This window comes from Pseudomonas sp. TZ252 (assembly GCF_056110345.1).
The window spans coordinates 1,231,466-1,249,951 of the sequence record NZ_CM148566.1 but is presented as its reverse complement, the minus strand read 5'-3'; the positions used below and the strand labels follow the sequence as shown (position 1 = coordinate 1,249,951).

The window sequence follows — 18,486 nt, the reverse complement described above, 5'->3', positions numbered from 1 at the left end:
CGTCATTCCGGCACCGCTGGATTAGAGTGGGGGCTCGTTCAGGAGCCCGTATGCATTTCGATTCCGTTACCGGCTGGGTCCGTGGCGTCCGCCACTGCCCTTCACCGAATTTCAACCTGCGTCCGCAAGGGGACGCGGTGTCGCTGCTGGTCATCCACAATATCAGCCTGCCGCCGGGACAGTTCGGCACCGGCAAGGTCCAGGCGTTCTTCCAGAATCGCCTGGACCCGAACGAACATCCCTATTTCGAGGAGATCCGCCACCTGACGGTTTCCGCGCATTTCCTCATCGAACGCGACGGCGCCATCACCCAGTTCGTCTCCTGCCACGACCGCGCCTGGCATGCCGGGGTTTCCTGCTTCGACGGTCGCGAGGCGTGCAACGACTTCTCCCTTGGCATCGAACTGGAGGGGACCGACACGGAACCGTACACGGACGCGCAGTACACTGCCCTGGCCGGGCTGACGCGGCTGTTGCGCGCGGCCTTCCCGGCGATCACCCCGGAACGCATCCAGGGCCACTGCGATATCGCCCCGGAGCGCAAGACCGATCCCGGCGAGGCTTTCGACTGGTCGCGCTACCGCGCCGGATTGACCGATTCCAAGGAGGAAACATGACGTTCCTGGTGTTGCTGCTGGCCCTTGCGCTGGAGAAGTTCTCCGGCTGGCGCCGGCGTATCCAGCGCGATGGCGCCTGGCTCGCCTGGCTGGGCCTGGTCGAGGATCTGCCCTCGGTGTCCCGCCGCTCCTGGCTGGGGTTGCTGCTCGCGGTGGTCCTGCCGTTGCTGCCGCTGGCCCTGCTGCTGACATTGCTGCAGCCGCTGGCCTATGGCTGGTTGAGCCTTCCGCTGCATCTTCTGGTGGTGGTCTACAGTCTCGGCCGCGGCGACGTCATGGCCGACCTCGGGCCGTTCCGCGACGCCTGGCGGCGCGAGGAGGCCCAGGCTGCCTTCCATGTCGCCGAACGCGATCTGGGGATCCTGGGCGGCAGCGAGAGCGACCTGATCGGCCGGGTGCACGGCCATCTGCTCTGGCAGGGCTACCAGAGCTTCTTCGCGGTGATCTTCTGGTATGCCTTGCTCGGCCCGGTGGCGGCCCTGGCCTATCGCCTGCTGGCACTGGCGCTGGAGCACGCCCGCCAGCCGGCGTTGCGCGAACAGGCGGCGCGCGTCCGGCATATCTTCGACTGGTTGCCGGTGCGTGCGCTGGTGCTGAGCTTCGCCCTGGTCGGCAACTTCCTCGCGGTTATCCGCGTGCTGCTGCACTGGCTGCTGGCCTGGGACATCTCGGCGGCCGCGCTGCTGGGCAAGGCCGGACGGGTCGCCAGCGATGTCGAAGCGGTCGAACTGGGTGCCGCCGGCGTCGCCAGCCTGGATGCGCTCTGGCAATTGCTGGTGCGTGCGGCCGTGCTCTGGTACGCCGTGTTCGCCTTCTGCGCGCTGTTCCTCTGAGCGCAGCGACGGGGAATCCGCCTGCGATTCCCCGTTAACCTTAAGTTACAGAACACCAGGCCGATATCGGGTACACAGGTGAACGTGTCCGCATGATTTCGAAAGGCCATTACCGAGCGGACTCCGTGCGTCAATGTCGCCACGCGGCGGCATCTCTCAGAACGATAAGAACAATCAGGAGACGTCTGGGTGAAGACCGTACTCTATCCCGCCATCGCGCTGATGAACCGGCTCAGCTTCGGCATGAAGTTCGGCCTGATCAGCGTGCTGTTCTTCCTGCCGCTGCTGATCACCAGCTTCTATCTGGTGCGCGATGCCTATCGCCAGTTCAGCGACACCCGGATCGAACTGCAGAGCTTGACGCTGCTGGGTAGCGGACTTCAGATCCGGCGTGGCCTGGAGTCCCTCAACGATCTGTTGCAGATCAATGCGGTCATCGGCCAGTCCGGCAAGGCCGGCGATCTGGAAGCGCGCATCGCGGACGTCCAGAAGGGGCTGCGCGGGCGGCTCGAGGCGCTGGCGCCGCTCAGCGAGGATGGTGCGGCGGTAGCCGAATTCGAGGCCCAGCGCGACCGGTTGCTCAACGGCTTGCAGGCCGTGGAGGCCGAAGGGTCCCTGCAGGGCAAGGGCGCACGGGCGGAGAAGCTGCTCGGTAGCGCACAGGTATTCATCAAGTTGCTCATCGCCCAGGCCGGGCTCAGCCAGGACAGCCAGCGCCAGGTGCGCCAGCTCAGCGAGCTGGTCGGTTCGATAACGCCGGAGGTGACGGCGGCCATCAGCAAGGGGCGCGCCATCGGCGCCTACTCCCTGGGCCAGGGTTTCCTCAATTCGTCCTCCAGCGCGCGGCTCGACGAACTGCTGCTGGAGTTCGAGAAACTGCATGGCGAGTACGGCCTGAAGCTGCAGGAGTCCCTGGCCGGCAGCCCACCGGCGCTCGCGGAGGCCGCCCAGGCCAGTCGCGAGACCCTGAAGAGACTGGGGCAGTTGTTCGAGGACCGGGTGATCGTGGCCGAGACGCTGGATACCCCGTGGACGCAGTTCTACGATCAGGTCAGCGCGGCGATGGACAAGACCTACCAGCTCGACGACGCCGTTCTCGGCTATCTCGATACCCAGTTGCAAAAGCGCCTGCAACAGGTGCGCACGCAGATGCTGTTGCTAGTCGCCGCGCTGGCCGTGGTTTTCGCCGCGATCCTATACCTCTACGGCGGTTTCTACGTTTCCACCCGCGCCACCCTGAAGGATCTCGGGCGAATGATGGAGCGCGTCGCCGGCGGCGACATGACGGTCAGCTTCCAGGCCCGCAGCCGTGACGAGCTGGGCGAGCTGGGACAATCGTTCAACGAATCGGTGGCGAAGATCCACGACCTGATCGAGCGGGTCAGCCAGACCGTCGGCGAGGTCGAGCGGCAGACCCTGCGCGTCGAGTCGGTGTCGGCCGAAAGCAACCAGGCGGTAGCCGGGCAACGCAGCCAGATCGAGCAGGTGGCCACGGCGATGAACCAGATGGCCGCTACCGCCCAGGAAGTGGCACGCAGCGCGGCGATGGCGGTGAGCAGCGCGAACAGCGTGAACCAGGAAACCCTCAGCGGGCGCAGCCTGGTCGAGTCGCAGGTGGGTAGCATCCAGCGCCTGGCCGGCGAGATCGACCAGTCGGTGGCGGCGATCAATCGCCTGGCCAGTGACAGCGCCTCGATCAGCCAGGTGCTGGATGTGATCAAGGGCATCGCCGAACAGACCAACCTGCTGGCGCTCAATGCGGCGATCGAGGCCGCTCGTGCCGGGGAGCAGGGGCGCGGTTTCGCGGTGGTGGCCGACGAGGTGCGCACGCTGGCCAAGCGCACCCAGCAATCCACCGCCGAGATCGAACAGATGATCCTGCGCCTGCAGGGCGGCGTCGATGCGGCGGTGAAGGCGATGGGCAGCAGCCACCATACCGCCGATGGCACGGTCAACGAGTCGGCGCAGGTGCAGCAGGCACTGGAGAATATCCTCGGCGCGGTGGGCATGATCGTCGACCAGAACCAGCAGATCGCCGCCGCCGCCGAGCAACAGACCGCCGTGGCCCACGATATCGACCAGAACATCGTCGAGATCAACCAGGCCGGCGAGCGCACCGCGGAAGGCGCCAGCCAGACCGAACGGGCCAGCCGCGAACTGGGCGCCCAGGTGACCCAGCTGAAACGCCTGATCGGCGCGTTCCGGGTGTAGGCGCAAGGCCTGCGCGGGACGTTTTTCGTCCATCCGATTGAACGCTGGGCGGACGGGGACATCCCACTGTCATGCACATGGGGTAAAGGCTGAGCAGGTCAATCCGGCGGTGCGACAGGCGGAGGCGAAATCGCGGCATTTTTTTATTGATCTCGCGTCCCCTTGGTCCTAAAGTTCGCGCCCGAACGTCCATGCTGGAAACGATCCATCCGGCTCAAGTACTGACGACGAGAGATCGCCTTGTGGCAAGGCGACGTCCGCTGCTCAAGCGGCCAGGTCGTCGCGCGGGACACGCGCGCGACCTACCAGGATGAACAGGCGGTGGCTGCCGGCAGGCAGGTGATACTCGGCGACATGCCTTGGGAAGTAGGCGAACCAAAGTGGGGAAACGGATTAGACGTTCAGCTTCACCCCTACGAATCCATGTGTTTTGCCATTGGGAGTCCCAACCATGTCCATCAAGGTCGAGGATTATTTCGCCCCTGAAACCTTCCAGCGCATGAAGGCCTTCGCCGACAAGCAGGAAACCCCCTTCGTGGTCATCGACAAGCAGACCATCGCCGATGCCTACGACCAACTGACCGACTGCTTCCCCTTCGCCAGGATCTACTACGCGGTGAAGGCCAATCCCGCTACCGAAATCACCGAGCTGCTGCGCGACAAGGGTTCGAACTTCGATATCGCCTCGATCTACGAACTGGACAAGGTGATGAAGACCGGCGTCGGTCCGGAGCGCATCAGCTACGGCAACACCATCAAGAAATCCAAGGACATCCGCTACTTCTACGAGAAGGGCGTGCGCCTGTTCGCCACCGACTCCGAAGCCGACCTGCGCAACATCGCCAAGGCCGCTCCCGGCGCCAAGGTCTACGTGCGTATTCTCACCGAGGGCTCGACTACCGCAGACTGGCCGTTGTCGCGCAAGTTCGGCTGCCAGACCGACATGGCCATGGACCTGCTGATCCTGGCCCGCCAGCTGGGCCTGGAGCCCTACGGCATTTCCTTCCACGTCGGTTCGCAGCAGCGCGACATCTCGGTGTGGGACGCGGCGATCGCCAAGGTCAAGGTGATCTTCGAGCGCCTGAAGGAAGAAGACGGCATCGTCCTGAAGATGATCAACATGGGCGGCGGCTTCCCGGCCAACTACATCACCAAGACCAACGACCTGGAAACCTATGCGGAGGAGATCATCCGCTTCCTCAAGGAGGACTTCGGCGACGACCTGCCGGAAATCATCCTCGAGCCGGGCCGTTCGCTGATCGCCAATGCCGGCATCCTGGTCAGCGAAGTGGTGCTGGTCGCCCGCAAGTCGCGGACCGCCGTGGAGCGCTGGGTCTATGCCGACGTCGGCAAGTTCTCCGGACTGATCGAAACCATGGACGAGTCGATCAAGTTCCCGATCTGGACCGAGAAGCAGGGCGAGATGGAAGAGGTGGTGATCGCCGGCCCGACCTGCGACAGCGCCGACATCATGTACGAGCACTACAAGTATGGCCTGCCGCTGAACCTGGCGAGCGGCGACCGCCTTTACTGGCTGTCTACCGGCGCCTACACCACCAGCTACAGTGCGGTGGAGTTCAACGGCTTCCCGCCGCTGAAGGCGTTCTACCTCTAGCGCAGTCGCCTCTGCTACGAAGAGCCCCGCCTCGGCGGGGCTTTTTCATGTCGCTCTGGAAGCCTCGCGGCGCTCGTGTCAGCCTTGTTCGACAACCCATGACAAGGACGCCGACATGACAGGCAATGGTGTTTCCCTGGTGACCCTCGGGGTCGCCGATCTGGCCCGCTCCTCTCTCTACTACCAGGCGCTGGGCTGGCAGCCCTCTTCGGACGGCAACGAGCAGGTGGTATTTCTCAAGGGCCGCAACCTGGTCCTCGGCCTCTACGGACGCAGCGCCCTCGCCGAGGATGCGCAGGTGGAAGATCGTCCGACCGGCTTCGCGGCTATCACCCTGGCCTGCAACTGCGCCTCGCGGGACGAGGTGGACCGTCTGTTCTCCGCAGCTACGGCGGCCGGCGGGCAGGCGACCAAGATGCCGCAGGAAGTGTTCTGGGGTGGCTACTCCGGATATGTCGCCGACCCGGATGGACACCTTTGGGAAATTGCCTACAACCCGTTCTGGCCGTTCGACGAGCAGGGCAACCTGGTCTTGCCCTGAGGCGCTACGGATGGAAAAACGCCCCGCTCGGCGGGGCGTTTTCTTTGGCGGCGGTCAGCCTTCGTTCGGCTGGCGGGACGGTGCGCGCGGTGTCGTTGGCGCGGGTCGTCCGGCCTGGGCTACCTGCTGCCCGGCGTCGGCCTTGTCCAGCGGTAGCTTGTCGAAGTCGCGCAAGCCATTGTGGGCATAGGGGTTGCCGATCCAGCGGACTTCATGCTGGAAGTCGTTGCTCACCAGGCTCTTGGTCGGATCGAAGAGGTCATAGTTGAGGCCGGCGAGGTCGGACCAGGTATGGATCAGGTCTTCGCTGCTGTAGCGTCGGTCGACCAGGGCCTGCAGGTCGCGCGGATGGGTCTGCTGCCAGCTGGGCGAAGTCCAGACCAGGAAGGGCACGGTGTACATGCCGCGGGTCGGGTCGCCTTCGTTGCGGCCGAGACGGTCGTGCGGGGCTTCGTCGAAGACTTCCTCGCCATGGTCCGAGAGGTAGACCAGGAAGCCGTTCGGATCGCTGTTGGCGAAGCCCTTGATCAGGCTGGAGACCACGTAGTCGTTGTACAGCACGGCGTTGTCGTAGCTGTTGTAGACCTCCACCTGGTCGTCGCTGAGGGCCGCCGGGGCGCCCTGGCGGTCGACGAAGCGAGCGTAATCGGCGGGATAGCGGTACTTGTAGTTCATGTGGGTGCCGAGCAGATGGACCACGATGAATTTCTTCGGCGCCGGGTCGTCCAGCACCTTGGCGAAGGGCGCCAGCACCGCGCCGTCCAGCTGGCTGGCGTTCTGGCTGCGCTGGTTGTTCAGGTAGAACTGCGCATCGGTCTGCTGGGCGAAGGTCGTCAGCATGGTGTTGCGCTTGGTCATGGTCTGCTGGTTGGTGATCCAGAAGGTCTTGTAGCCGGCCTGCTTCATCAGGTTCATCAGCGACGGATCGGTGAGGAAGCGGTCGGGATGCTCCTGGTCAGCGAACGTCAGCACCTGCTGCAGCACCTCGATGGTGTATGGCCGCGACGCCACCACGTTGTTGAATACCGTGAGGTTCCGGTTCGCGGCCTTCAGTGCGTCCAACTGCGGGGTCGTTTCGCGTGGATAGCCGTAGAGGCTCATGTGCTTGCGCGACGTGGATTCGCCGATCACCAGGACCAGCGTGCGCGGCGTATCGCCATTGGCATCGACGAGGTTCTTCAGCGGCGGTAGGGCCGCGTTCTTTTGCAACAGCGCCTGCATGCTGCCCAGTTGCTGGCGGTATTGCTGGTAGCCGATCAGCAATTGCCAGGGCACCGCCGGTTCCATGCGCGCCTGGACCTTGTCCAGGGCTTCGTCGAAGGGCCGGCCCTGGCTGACCAGTTGCTTGTAGAACGGATAACCGATGGTCGCGACGATCAGCAGCACCGCCACCGGCAGGGCGCTGAAGCGCGGCAGGTAGACTGGGCGCAGGCGGCGCCAGAGGAGGATGGCGACCAGGCTGTAGAGCACCAGGCCGAGGGTCATCCAGGGGTTGAAGTACTGGCTGAAATATTCGCTGGCCTCGGCGGTGTTCGACTCGAACATCACGAAGATCACGCTTTGCGAGAATTCCTGGTGATAGATGCCGAAATAGCTCAGGCCGACCAGCGAGGCGGCCCACAGCACCAGCCCGATGACGGCGGCCAGCGGCTTGGTCCAGCGCGGGAACAGCAACACCGGCGCAAGCCAGATGGTGCTCAGCACCATGGCGTTGCGGAAACCGGAGAAACCGCTGTTGCCGGAGGTCAGCAGGAGCAGTTGGGTGATACCGGAGAAGAACCAGAAGAACAGGAACAGCCAGCCCAGGCCGGCCCAGTCGATGCGATTGCGCGTAACGCTTGGTGGAGTGGGGGACACGATAGCCTCGTACGATGGACCGGAGGCGCGATCGTCGCTCGCCTCGATGAAGCGGCGAGGGTAGGGAAAGGCTTGTCAAAAAAGTGTTATGTGGGTGTGAACAAAGGGTTGGGCGTTGTTCGTCAGACGGGCAGTTGCGCGTGCCCATGACGTTCGAGCGCCTGTTCCAGAGCCTCTCGATCGGTGTCGTCGCCCAACTGCGCCGCGCGTCGGTAGTAGGCCAGCGCCAGGCTGCGGAATGGCGGGTGGGCCGACTGCTCCAGGCCATGGCGGGCACTGCGCAGGAAGTTCAGGTTGCCGCCTTCGAGGGCACGCCGGAGCCAGGTTTCGGCTTCGGCATGGCGGCCCGAGGCGCTGAGCATCGCGGCGTGGCTGAACTGGCCGCGAAAATCGCCGCCCTCGGCGGAACGTCGATACCAGTGCGCAGCTTGCGCCAGGTCGCGAGCGACCACCAGGCCTTCTTCGTGGTAGCGCCCCACCAGGTTCATCGATTTCGCGTGGCCCTGCTCGGCCGCTTGCCGATACAGCGCATAGGCGCGCGGCTGGTCCTGAGGCACGCCGCGGCCGGTGGCGTGGAGATTGGCCAGGTTGTAGCGGGCCCAGTCAAGGCCGGCCTGGGCGGCGATCCGATAGTGGACGGCTGCCGCGGCTGGATCCGCCGGGCCGCCCCAGCCATGTTCAAGACAGCGAGCGAGCATATTGCGCGCCATTGCGTGGCCGCGTTCGGCGGCGATCGTGAACCAGGTCCGCGCCAGGGTCGGGTCGCGCTGGATGCCTTGGCCGTCCAGAAGGATCTGTCCGAGCAGGGCCTGGGCTTCCGTCAGGCCCTCGCGCGCAGCGCCGAGGATGGCCTGGGCAACCTCGCCCGGGGTACCGGCCAGTTGTGCGGCGAAACCTTCGGCGTCCAGCGCGTCGTGACGAAGCAGCAGGTGGCGCATGTTCAGAGTTCCGACCAGCGCCGCAGGAGATTGTGGTAGGTACCGGTGAGGCGGATCAGCGAGGGATGGTCGGGCACGTCGCGGGTGAGTCGCTGGATCGACTGGTCCATTTCGAATAGCAGGGTGCGCTGGCTGTCTTCGCGGACCAGGCTCTGGGTCCAGAAGAACGAGGCGTAGCGCGCGCCGCGGGTGACCGGATTGACCTTGTGCAGGCTGGTGCCGGGGTAGAGCACCAGATCGCCGGCGGGCAGCTTCACCTGTTGCAGGCCGTAGGTGTCCTGGATCACCAGTTCGCCGCCGTCATAGTCCTCCGGGTCGCTGAAGAAGAGGGTCGAGGACAGGTCGGTACGGACCCGCTCGCGGCCGCCATGGATGTCGCGCACGGCGTTGTCGATGTGGAAGTCGAACGAGCCCCCGCCGGTATAGCAGTTGAACAGCGGCGGGAAGACCTTGAGCGGCAGGGCGGCGGACATGAACAGGGGATGGTTCCACAGGCGCTGCAGCATGGCTTCGCCGATCTCCCGGGCCAGCGGGTGGTCCTGCGGCAGTTGCAGGTTGTGCTTGGCCTTGGCCGATTGGTAGCCGGCGGTCGCCTTGCCGTCGGCCCATTCCGCCTGCTCCAGGGCTGCGCGGATCCGGGAGACTTCCTCGGCGGTGAAGATGGCGGGAATATGCAGCAACATGGCGCTGTCCATGAAGGCGAAATGATTGCCAATGATATTGATTTGCATTGGACGTGTAAAACCGCCAGAGGTTGTAGACGAGCGAGATGGGAAAAAATGTAATGAGAAAATTGTAAAGAATGTAAATTCCTGTCGAATGCGAATCCGTAATAATTGATAACAATTCTGATCTGCAATAAATTCCGCGACCTTCACAGCTCCCGGGGAGGGGTTTCGAATGTCGCGTCAGTCCACGGATACCGCCGTTTCTTCGCAACGTCTGCTGGCTTCGGCCATCGGTGTCGCCATCACCGCCATCGCCGCACCGCAGGCAGCCCACGCCGACGAGGCCGGGCAGAAAAAGACCGACAAGGACCGCGTACTGTCGCTGGATGCGGCCACCATCGTCGGCGAGCAGCAGGACGAAACCACCTACAACGTCGACCGCTCGGCGTCGAAGAAGTACACCGCGCCGCTCTTGGATACGCCGCGCTCCGTCACGGTAGTACCAAAGCAGGTGATCAAGGATACCGCCGCCGTGTCTCTCCAGGATGCACTGCGTACCGTTCCAGGTATTACCTTTGGCGCGGGCGAGGGCGGCAATCCCACCGGTGACCGGCCATTCATTCGCGGCTTCGATGCGCAAAGCGATACTTACGTCGATGGTGTACGCGATACTGGTGCACAGACCCGCGAGATCTTCAACCTTGAGCAGATCGAGGTCAGCAAGGGCCCTAACTCGGCATTCGGAGGACGGGGCTCGGCCGGCGGCAGCCTCAATCTCGTCAGCAAGCAGGCCAAGGCTGGGAACTTCATCGATGGAGGCTTCACCTATGGTTCTGACCAGACTCGCCGCTACACCCTGGACCTCAACCAGGAATTCCTCGATGGCAATGCGGCATTCCGGCTGAATCTTCTCAAGCACGATGCCAATGTCGCGGGCCGCGATGAAGTCGATGTCAGTCGCTGGGGCGTAGCGCCGTCGCTCACCTTCGGTCTTGGCTCGCCGACCCGAGTGACCGTCAGCCATTATCACCTGGAAAGTGACGATACCCCGGATTCGGGCATTCCCTATGCCAAGAGTAGCGATCGCAGCAAGCACAATCCGGACAAACCGGTGAATGTCGATCGAGGCAATTTCTATGGGCTGACGGGGCGCGATTTCCAGAAGAGCCGCATCGATACCAGTACCATCACCGTTGAGCATGATCTGACTGACAGCCTCACTATTCGCAATACCTCGCGTTACGGCAACAGTCATCAGGACTATCTGTGGACACAACCGGATGACAGCCAGGGCAACATCAACAATGGCTCGGTCTGGCGCCGCCAGAACAATCGGGTAAGTACCACCACCACAGCAGTCAACCAGACTGACCTGTTTGGAGAGTTCTACCTGGGTGGCTTCAAGAACAGCTTCAGCACCGGCCTGGAGTTCAGCCGAGAAGACAGCAAGCGCGATGGGTATACCGTCGATACCAATACCGGCCTGGGCAGCAACAAGTGCAATCCATCGCTGATCGGGGCGCCTAGCGGCTATAACTGCACTAGTCTGGAAAATCCCAATCCGCACGATCCATGGAATGGCAGTATTACCCGGAAATATGCGCCGCTGAATACGGTCGGCACCACCAAGGCAATATATGCGTTCGACACCATCGACCTGAACGAGCAGTGGCAGGTCAATATTGGCGCGCGCTTCGATAGTTTCGAAACTACGGCGAAGAACCACGGTGTAAGACCCGCTACCAAACTCAGCGACAAGTCGAGCTTCTGGAACTGGCAGGCAGGCTTGGTGTGGAAGCCTGTACCCAACGGCAGCATCTATGCGTCCTACGCCACTTCGGCTACGCCGCCGGGTAGCATGCTCGATAATGGGGATACCTCGAATGCTGTCGACGGGTTCGCCATCAGCAACAACCTTGAGCCGGAAGAAACCACGAACTACGAGCTTGGTACCAAGTGGGCTTTCTTCAACGAGCGGCTGGAGCTGAGTGCCGCGATCTTCCGCACCGACAAGGACAATACCCGCATCCTGGTCGCCAACCAGACCTACGACAACGCCGGACAATCCCGCGTCGACGGCGTGGAGTTGAGCGCCAGCGGCAAGCTGACCGAGAAGTGGAAGGTGTTCGCGGGCTACAGCTACCTGGACAGCGAGTTGGTCGATGCCGGTAAGGCTGGGCGTAACGGCAATGTGAACGCATCGGCGGCTTCCAACAACGGCAACGAGATGCCAAATACGCCGAAGAACAGCTTCAGTCTCTGGACCACCTATGACATCTTCCCGAAGACCACCATCGGCGGCGGGGCTTTCTATGTCGACAAGGTCTATGGCGACGTTGGCAATACCGTCTATGTCCCCGATTACTGGCGCTATGACGCAATGGCCAGCTACAAACTGAGCAAGAACGTCGATTTCCAGTTGAACGTGCAGAATGTGTTCGACAAGAAGTACTTCGACAAAGCCTATGCGGCGCACTATGCGTCCCAGGCCGCTGGAAGGACGATACTGTTCAGCACCAACTTCCACTTCTGACAGCCGCTCTCGCTCCCCACGAAAGCCCCATTCCCCCTGCGGGATGGGGCTTTCCCGCATCCAGGTGGGTAAATAGAGCGTAAAGAACGTTAATTCGGCTTTATCGCAACTGATTATCAAATAGAATTGCCCGCCGACGTCCTCGTGTCGTCTGGCCGGCGCTTGGCGTCGGCGTAGTCCCGTTGTTGCCGCGCGGCGGCCGTGAAGGTGATCCTGTGAAGAAAGTCTGGTTCCAGTTGCATTGGTTCTTCGGTATCAGCGCCGGCCTGGTGCTGGCGCTGATGGGCGTCACCGGAGCGACCCTGTCGTTCCAGGACGAGCTGATGCGCGCGCTCAACCCTGACGTGCTGGTGGTGCAGAAGCGCCCCGAGGGTGTGCTGCCGCTGGACGAACTGGTGCGCCGTATCGAAGGTGCCGAGCCGGGGCGGAAAGTGGCCTTCGTCTGGGTCGAGATGGACAGCGACAAGGCCGGGCGGATCTTCTATACCCCGCCGCCGGGACAGCGCCGCGGCGAGTCGCGCTGGATCGATCCCTACACCGGGGCTTTCGTCGGCGAGCCACGCGGCGAGGGTTTCTTCAACCTGATGATGCAACTGCACCGGTTCCTCGCCATGGGCGAGTACGGCAAGCAGGTCACCGCCGCCTGCACCCTGATCCTGATCTTCTTCTGCCTGTCCGGTCTCTACCTGCGCTGGCCGCGCAAGGTTTTCGACTGGCGCGCCTGGCTGACCCTCGACTGGTCGCGCAAGGGGCGCAGTTTCAACTGGGACCTGCATGCCGTGGCCGGCACCTGGTGCCTGGCGCTCTACCTGCTGGCTGCGCTGACCGGCCTGTACTGGTCCTACGAGTGGTACCGCAACGGCCTGTTCAAACTGCTCGACGACGCGCCCGCCGGCCAGCAGGCGCAGCGCGGCAAGCCGGGCGGACGTGGCGAGCGCCCGGCCGATGCGGCTCCGCTGGTGGTCGACTACGCGGCGGTATGGAACAGCATCCGCCAGGCCGGCGGCGACCGCTTGCAGGCCTACAACCTGCGCCTGCCGCCGGCGGGCGGCCAGCCGGCGACAGTGTTCTATCGCCTGACCGACGCGCCGCACGAGCGTGCCTTCAACACCTTGATCCTGGACCCGGCCAACGGCCAGGTGAAAAGCGACCAGCGCTATAGCGACCGTTCTTTCGGCAGCCAGTTGCTGGCCAGCGTCTATGCATTGCACGTAGGCAGCTATTTCGGCATGGCCGGACGCATCCTGATGATGCTCGCCAGCCTGGCGATGCCGCTGTTCTTCATCACCGGCTGGCTGCTCTACCTCGACCGCCGGCGCAAGAAACGCGCGGTACGGGCGAGCCGCGCCGACCTGGGCGGCAGCGCCGGCGCCAGCGGCAAGCCCTGGTTGATCGGCTACGCCAGCCAGAGCGGTTTTGCCGAGCAACTGGCCTGGCAGAGCGCCGGCCAGTTGCAGGCGGCCGGGTTGCCGGTGCGGGTCGAATCGCTGGCGCGCCTGGATGCCGGGCAACTCGCCGAGGCGCGCAAGGCGCTGTTCGTGGTCAGCACCTTCGGCGACGGTGAGGCGCCGGACAGCGCCCGCGGCTTCGAACGCAAGGTGCTTGGCCAGGCCGCCAGCCTCGATGGCCTGAGCTACGCCCTGCTGGCCTTGGGAGATCGCCAGTACGAGCAGTTCTGCGGCTTCGCCCGGCGCATGCAGGGCTGGTTGCAGGGGCAGGGCGCGCGGAGCCTGTTCGCCCCGGTGGAGGTCGATGATGGCGACGCCGCGGCCCTGCGCCAATGGCAGGAAAGCCTGGCCGAGGTGACCGGCGGTGCCGCCCCGGCGGCCTGGGAAGCGCCGGCCTTCGAGGTCTGGTCGCTGGCGCGGCGGGAGTGCCTGAATCCTGGCAGCCAGGGCGAGTCGACCTGGCTGCTGGACCTGCGTGCGCCGACCGACAGCGCCATCCAATGGCGCGCCGGCGATCTGCTGGAGATCGTCCCGCACCAGGCGCCCGCGCGCATCCGCGAATGGCTGCAGCGGCATAACCTGGACGGCCAGGCGCGGGTGGCGGTCGAGGGCATCGAGCAGAGCCTGGAGCAGGCCCTGGCTGGGCGCTTGCTGCCGGACTCTTTCGAACACCTGGTCGGCTTGCACCCGCAGGCGCTGCTGGATGCGCTGATTCCGCTTTCCGTGCGCCAGTACTCCATCGCGTCGCTGCAGAGCGATGGCGACCTGCAACTGATCGTACGCCAGGAGCAGCATGCCGACGGCAGCCTGGGCATCTGCTCCGGCTGGCTCACCGAGTACCTGCCGCTCGGCGCCGCGCTGACCCTGCGCCTGCGCCGCAACGCGGGCTTCCACCTGCCGGAGGATGACGTGCCGCTGATCCTCATCGGCAACGGTACCGGGCTCGCCGGCCTGCGCAGCCTGTTGCGCGCCAGCATTGCCGCCGGGCGCAAGCGCAACTGGCTGCTGTTCGGCGAACGCAATTTCGCCCACGACTACTACTGTCGTGCGGAGCTGGAGCAGGCCCTGGCCAGGGGCGAGCTGCAACGCCTGGACCTGGCCTTCTCCCGCGACCAGGCGGGGAAGATCTATGTCCAGGACCGCCTGCATGAAGCGGCGGATGAACTGCGGCGCTGGATCGACGAGGGCGCGGCCTTGTACGTCTGCGGCAGCCTGCAGGGCATGGCCGGCGGTGTCGACCGGGTACTGCGCGAAGTGCTCGGTGAGGAGGCCTTGCAACGCCTGGCCGACGAAGGACGTTACCGACGCGACGTGTACTGAACGGATGAATGAAAAAGGCTCCCAAGGGAGCCTTTTCGTTGCCAGCTACTGGGACTGCCGGGCTTTGCGGGGTGTAGGGCGAATAACCGCAGAGCGGTTATCCGCCATTTCGGCGAGATATCGGCGGATGACGCCGTTGGCGTCATGCGCCCTACGGGCTATCGGGACGTCGCGCCGCCCGTGGCGTAGGGCGAATAACCGCAGAGCGGTTATCCGCCATTTCGGCGGGGTGTCGGCGGATGACGCCGTTGGCGTCATGCGCCCTACGGAGCTATCGGGACTTCGCGCTGTCCGTGGCGTAGGGCGAATAACCGCAGAGCGGTTATCCGCCATTTCGGCGGGGTATCGGCGGATGACGCCGTTGGCGTCATGCGCCCTACGGAGCTATCGGGACTTCGCGTTGTCCGTGGCGTAGGGCGAATAACCGCAGAGCGGTTATCCGCCATTTCGGCTGGGTGTCGGCGGATGACGCCGTCATGCGCCCCACGGAGCTATCGGGGCCTTGCGTCGCCGGGCCTCAGATCCACAGGATGAAAGCCAGTACCAGGGCGAAGAAGCTCCATTTCTGCAGGTAGTAGAGCTTGCGGTTGCGCTTCTTCAAACGTTTGCCCTGCAGGCGGATCTTGTAGAGGCTGTCGAAGATCCGATTGAGTCCGCCGGTCCGGTCGCCTGCGTTGTTCGGGGCGGCCGCGGCAGCCATCACGTTGCGGCTGAACCAGCGGTTGAAGGCGGTGGCCCAGCCCTGGGTCAGCGGCCGCTCGATGTCGCAGAAGAGAATGATGCGGTTGTGTTCGGTGGCGTTTTCCGCGTAGTGGATGAAGGTTTCATCGAACACCACCGCCTCGCCGTCGCGCCAGTGGTAGCGCTCGCCGTCCACCTCGATGAAGCAGGCCGGATCGTTGGGGGTGAACAGTCCCAGGTGGAAGCGCAGCGAGCCGGCGTAGGGATCGCGGTGTCGCACCAGCTTCGAGCCCGGCGGCAGTTCGGCGAACATCGCCGCCTTGACCGAGGGAATCTGCCGCAACAGGGCGGTGGTCTGCGGGCAGAGTTGTCCGGCGGAGGGATGGGCCTCGTCGTACCATTTCAGGTAGAAGCGCTTCCAGCCGCTCTTGAAGAACGAGTTGAAACCGATATCGTCGTACTGTTCGGAACGCTTGATGTTGCCGGCGTCGTGCAGGTGCAGCGCCTCGCTGCGGATGGCTTGCCAGTTGTCGACCAGAACCTGCAGTTCGGGGAAGGTCTGCGGTGCCAGGTAAGGGCGGTTCGGTACCTTCGAGAACAGGTACATCAGGCAGTTGATCGGAGCGAGGAAGCTGGAGTGGTCGCTCAATTGGCGCGACAGCTTGTGGCGTACCCGGCCGCGGAAATGGACATAGAGGATGCTCAGCGCATAGGCCGCCAGGATGAGAACTTTCATGAATGCAAGGTCGTCGGTGCAAAAGAGGAGAATTTACTCCTGTTCTCAGTGCCTGAGTATGCTACCTGACGCTAATTCGCCAGCACTGCGCTCATTTTTCCGTAATCCTGGCCTCGAAAGGAGCGCACAATGAACGACACCGGCCGGCGTATCCTGCTCAACTGCGACATGGGCGAAAGCTTTGGCGCCTGGCGCATGGGCGACGATGTCCACAGCATGCCGCTGGTTGACCAGGCCAACCTGGCTTGCGGCTTCCACGCTGGCGACCCGCTCACCATGCGGCGCGCGGTGGAGCTGGCGGTACGCCATGGCGTGAGCATCGGCGCGCACCCTGCCTATCCCGACCTGAGCGGCTTCGGCCGGCGCTCGCTGGCCTGCTCTGCCGAAGAGGTGCATGCCATGGTGCTGTACCAGATCGGCGCGCTGGACGCTTTCTGCCGTTCCCTCGGTACCCAGGTGGCCTACGTCAAGCCGCATGGCGCGCTGTACAACGACCTGGTCGGCGACGATGAGCTGCTGCGCGCCGTGCTCGACGCCTGCGCCGCCTATCGCAAGGGCCTGCCGCTGATGGTGCTGGCCCTGGCCGACAACGGCCGCGAGCTGGAACTGGCCGACGAGGCCGACGTGCCGCTGCTGTTCGAGGCCTTCGCCGATCGCGCCTACCTGCCGGACGGTCGGCTGGCGCCGCGGCGGCTTGGCGGCGCGGTGCATCACGATCCGCAGCGGATCATCGAACAGGCCCTGGCCATCGCCCGCGGCGAAGCCTTCCCCGACTACGACGGCAACCCGCTGCGCCTGACCGCCGACAGTCTTTGCGTGCATGGCGACAACCCGCAGTCGCTGGCGGTCCTCCGGCGCCTGCGCGCGGCCCTGGACAGCCTGTGATCCGCATCGAACCCGCTGGTGCCGAAGCCCTGCTGCTGACGCTCGCCGAAGAGCCCGAAGTGGACCTGTCTGTGCGCCTGGCCGAGCTGGCCAGACGTCTGCGCGAGGGGCTCGGCGAAGGCGTCAGGGATCTGGTGCCGGGCTGGACCACCCTGATGCTGCATTACGACCCCTACCGCATCGCTCCGCAGGTACTGGAAGAACGCCTGGGTCCGCTGCTGGCGGAGTGGCATGCCTGGCGCCCCGCCGAGGATGCCGGGCGCCTGCACGAGATTCCCGTCTGGTACGCCGGCGAGGACCTCGCGACGGTAGCGGTTGCCTGCGGATTGACTGGCGAAGGGGTGATCGAACTGCACAGCGCGGCCGAATACCGGGTCGGCGCGATCGGTTTCGCTCCGGGATTCGCCTACCTCGGCGGCCTCGATCCGCGCCTGGTCCTGCCGCGGCGGGCCACCCCGCGGGCGCGCGTACCGGCCGGCAGCCTGGCCATTGCCGAGGCGCAGACGGCGATCTATCCGCAGGCCTCGCCCGGCGGCTGGCACCTGCTGGGACGCAGTCCGTGGCGTCCCTTCGATCCGGCCGCCACTCCTCCGTGCCCACTGGCGCTGGGCGACCGGGTGCGCTTCGTCGCCATCGGGCGCGAGGCTTTCCTCGACCTGGGCGGGCGCGAATGAATGGTTTGCGGGTCGTCAAGGCGGGTCCGCAGAGCCTGCTGCAGGACGACGGCCGGCGCGGCTGGCAGCACCTCGGCGTATCCCCGGGCGGCCCTCTGGACCGCCAGGCGGCAGCCTGGGCCAATCGTCTGCTCGGTAATCCCTGGGGGACGCCATTGCTGGAAATCGCTTTCGGCGGCTTGGTGCTGGAGTGCAGGGTGGAGGCGACCTGGCTGGCGTTGACCGGAGCGCGCCTGGCGCTGACGGTGGACGGTCGCGAATGCCTGCCCTGGAGTCGCTTCCGGGTCCGCCGCGGGCAACGCATCGAACTGGACTTCGCCGAGGCCGGGCAGCGTGCCTACCTGGCCTGCGCCGGCGGTTTCCGGGCGAGGCCGGTACTGGGCAGCGTCGCCTGCCAGGTTCGCGACGGGCTCGGCGGTTTACAGGGCGATGGCCGGATCCTGGCGGAGGGCGATTGCCTGCCGTGTGCCGAAGCGGGAGCGGCGTGTCCGTGGGATGCCAGCGTGCCCTGGCGTTTCCAGCCGGACTACCGGCAGCAGCGGCCCTTGCGCGTGCTGCTCGGCGGCGATGCGGCGGCCTTCGACGCAGCCAGCCGGCAAGCCTTCTTCGCCAGCGCCTGGCGAATCAGCCCGCGGTCCGATCGCATGGGTGTCCGCCTGGCCGGCGAGCCACTGCGCGGGGCGCCGCGCGCCTGGTCGCAGGGCGTGGTGGAGGGCGCTATCCAGGTTCCGCCCGATGGCCAACCCATCGTGCTGATGGCCGACCGCCAGAGCATGGGCGGCTATCCGCTGCTGGGCTTCGTCCATCCACTGGACCTCTCGCGCCTGGCGCAAAGCCCCGCGCATAGCGAGGTAACCTTCGTCGAGAGCGACCTGGCGACGCAGCAGGCCGATCTGCTGCGCTTCTACCGCTTCTTCCGCGGCTGAGCG

Annotated in this window: 14 protein-coding genes; 10 read left to right on the top strand and 4 right to left on the bottom strand. The window is 64.7% G+C overall.

Annotated features, from left to right (window positions below; all coding sequences use genetic code 11):
- The first annotated feature begins 50 nt into the window (after nt 1–50).
- The 5 genes from ampD to ACYAF3_RS05760 all read left to right on the top strand — a co-directional run bounded on the left by ampD (nt 51) and on the right by ACYAF3_RS05760 (nt 5,817).
- On the top strand, nt 51–617 hold the full coding sequence (ampD, locus tag ACYAF3_RS05780) for a 1,6-anhydro-N-acetylmuramyl-L-alanine amidase AmpD (RefSeq protein ID WP_003094640.1): 567 nt from the start codon (nt 51–53) through the stop codon (nt 615–617).
- Entirely contained in the window at nt 614–1,450 is an 837-nt protein-coding gene (gene ampE / locus ACYAF3_RS05775) for a regulatory signaling modulator protein AmpE (protein WP_003110342.1), read from the top strand. The genes ampD and ampE overlap by 4 nt, the downstream gene beginning before the upstream one ends.
- Before the next feature lie 189 nt (nt 1,451–1,639).
- A complete protein-coding gene (locus ACYAF3_RS05770) occupies nt 1,640–3,661 on the top strand; it encodes a methyl-accepting chemotaxis protein (protein ID WP_023108749.1) in 2,022 nt (673 codons plus the stop codon).
- A 451-nt stretch (nt 3,662–4,112) separates the two neighbouring features.
- Nucleotides 4,113–5,276 (top strand): type III PLP-dependent enzyme, encoded by a 1,164-nt coding sequence (locus tag ACYAF3_RS05765; RefSeq protein ID WP_003094617.1) that lies wholly within the window; start codon nt 4,113–4,115, stop codon nt 5,274–5,276.
- A 115-nt stretch (nt 5,277–5,391) separates the two neighbouring features.
- The gene (locus ACYAF3_RS05760) at nt 5,392–5,817 is read left to right on the top strand and encodes a VOC family protein (RefSeq protein WP_003094613.1); all 426 of its coding nucleotides are present in this window, start codon (nt 5,392–5,394) and stop codon (nt 5,815–5,817) included.
- A gap of 54 nt (nt 5,818–5,871) precedes the next feature.
- Here ACYAF3_RS05760 and ACYAF3_RS05755 read toward each other — a convergent pair whose 3' ends face one another.
- From ACYAF3_RS05755 to ACYAF3_RS05745, 3 genes are all read right to left on the bottom strand, one after another.
- Nucleotides 5,872–7,674, bottom strand: coding sequence for a phosphoethanolamine transferase CptA (locus ACYAF3_RS05755; protein ID WP_003104902.1), 1,803 nt, complete (start codon nt 7,672–7,674; stop codon nt 5,872–5,874).
- A gap of 122 nt (nt 7,675–7,796) precedes the next feature.
- Nucleotides 7,797–8,612 (bottom strand): tetratricopeptide repeat protein, encoded by an 816-nt coding sequence (locus ACYAF3_RS05750; protein WP_019681336.1) that lies wholly within the window; start codon nt 8,610–8,612, stop codon nt 7,797–7,799.
- 2 nt (nt 8,613–8,614) lie between these two features.
- On the bottom strand, nt 8,615–9,295 hold the full coding sequence (locus ACYAF3_RS05745) for a Fe2+-dependent dioxygenase (RefSeq protein WP_003145945.1): 681 nt from the start codon (nt 9,293–9,295) through the stop codon (nt 8,615–8,617).
- Nucleotides 9,296–9,512: 217 nt separating this feature from the next.
- Here ACYAF3_RS05745 and piuD point away from each other — a divergent pair, with 217 nt between their 5' ends.
- A complete protein-coding gene (piuD, locus tag ACYAF3_RS05740; protein WP_003104896.1) occupies nt 9,513–11,813 on the top strand; it encodes a TonB-dependent siderophore receptor PiuD in 2,301 nt (766 codons plus the stop codon).
- A gap of 215 nt (nt 11,814–12,028) precedes the next feature.
- The gene (locus ACYAF3_RS05735) at nt 12,029–14,581 is read left to right on the top strand and encodes a PepSY domain-containing protein (RefSeq protein ID WP_116349855.1); all 2,553 of its coding nucleotides are present in this window, start codon (nt 12,029–12,031) and stop codon (nt 14,579–14,581) included.
- 517 nt (nt 14,582–15,098) lie between these two features.
- Here ACYAF3_RS05735 and lpxO read toward each other — a convergent pair.
- Nucleotides 15,099–15,998 carry a lipid A hydroxylase LpxO gene (gene lpxO, locus ACYAF3_RS05730; protein ID WP_031756841.1) on the bottom strand — a complete coding sequence of 300 codons (900 nt, stop codon included), beginning with the start codon at nt 15,996–15,998 and terminating at the stop codon, nt 15,099–15,101.
- 129 nt (nt 15,999–16,127) lie between these two features.
- Here lpxO and ACYAF3_RS05725 point away from each other — a divergent pair, with 129 nt between their 5' ends.
- The 3 genes from ACYAF3_RS05725 to ACYAF3_RS05715 are packed head-to-tail and all read left to right on the top strand — an operon-like array spanning nt 16,128 to nt 18,483.
- Entirely contained in the window at nt 16,128–16,883 is a 756-nt protein-coding gene (locus ACYAF3_RS05725; protein WP_003112852.1) for a 5-oxoprolinase subunit PxpA, read from the top strand.
- Nucleotides 16,880–17,557, top strand: coding sequence for a 5-oxoprolinase subunit PxpB (pxpB, locus tag ACYAF3_RS05720; protein WP_003116237.1), 678 nt, complete (start codon nt 16,880–16,882; stop codon nt 17,555–17,557). Before ACYAF3_RS05725 ends, pxpB begins: the two co-directional genes overlap by 4 nt.
- Nucleotides 17,554–18,483 carry a 5-oxoprolinase subunit C family protein gene (locus ACYAF3_RS05715; RefSeq protein ID WP_031756839.1) on the top strand — a complete coding sequence of 310 codons (930 nt, stop codon included), beginning with the start codon at nt 17,554–17,556 and terminating at the stop codon, nt 18,481–18,483. The genes pxpB and ACYAF3_RS05715 overlap by 4 nt, the downstream gene beginning before the upstream one ends.
- The last annotated feature ends 3 nt before the right edge of the window (nt 18,484–18,486 follow it).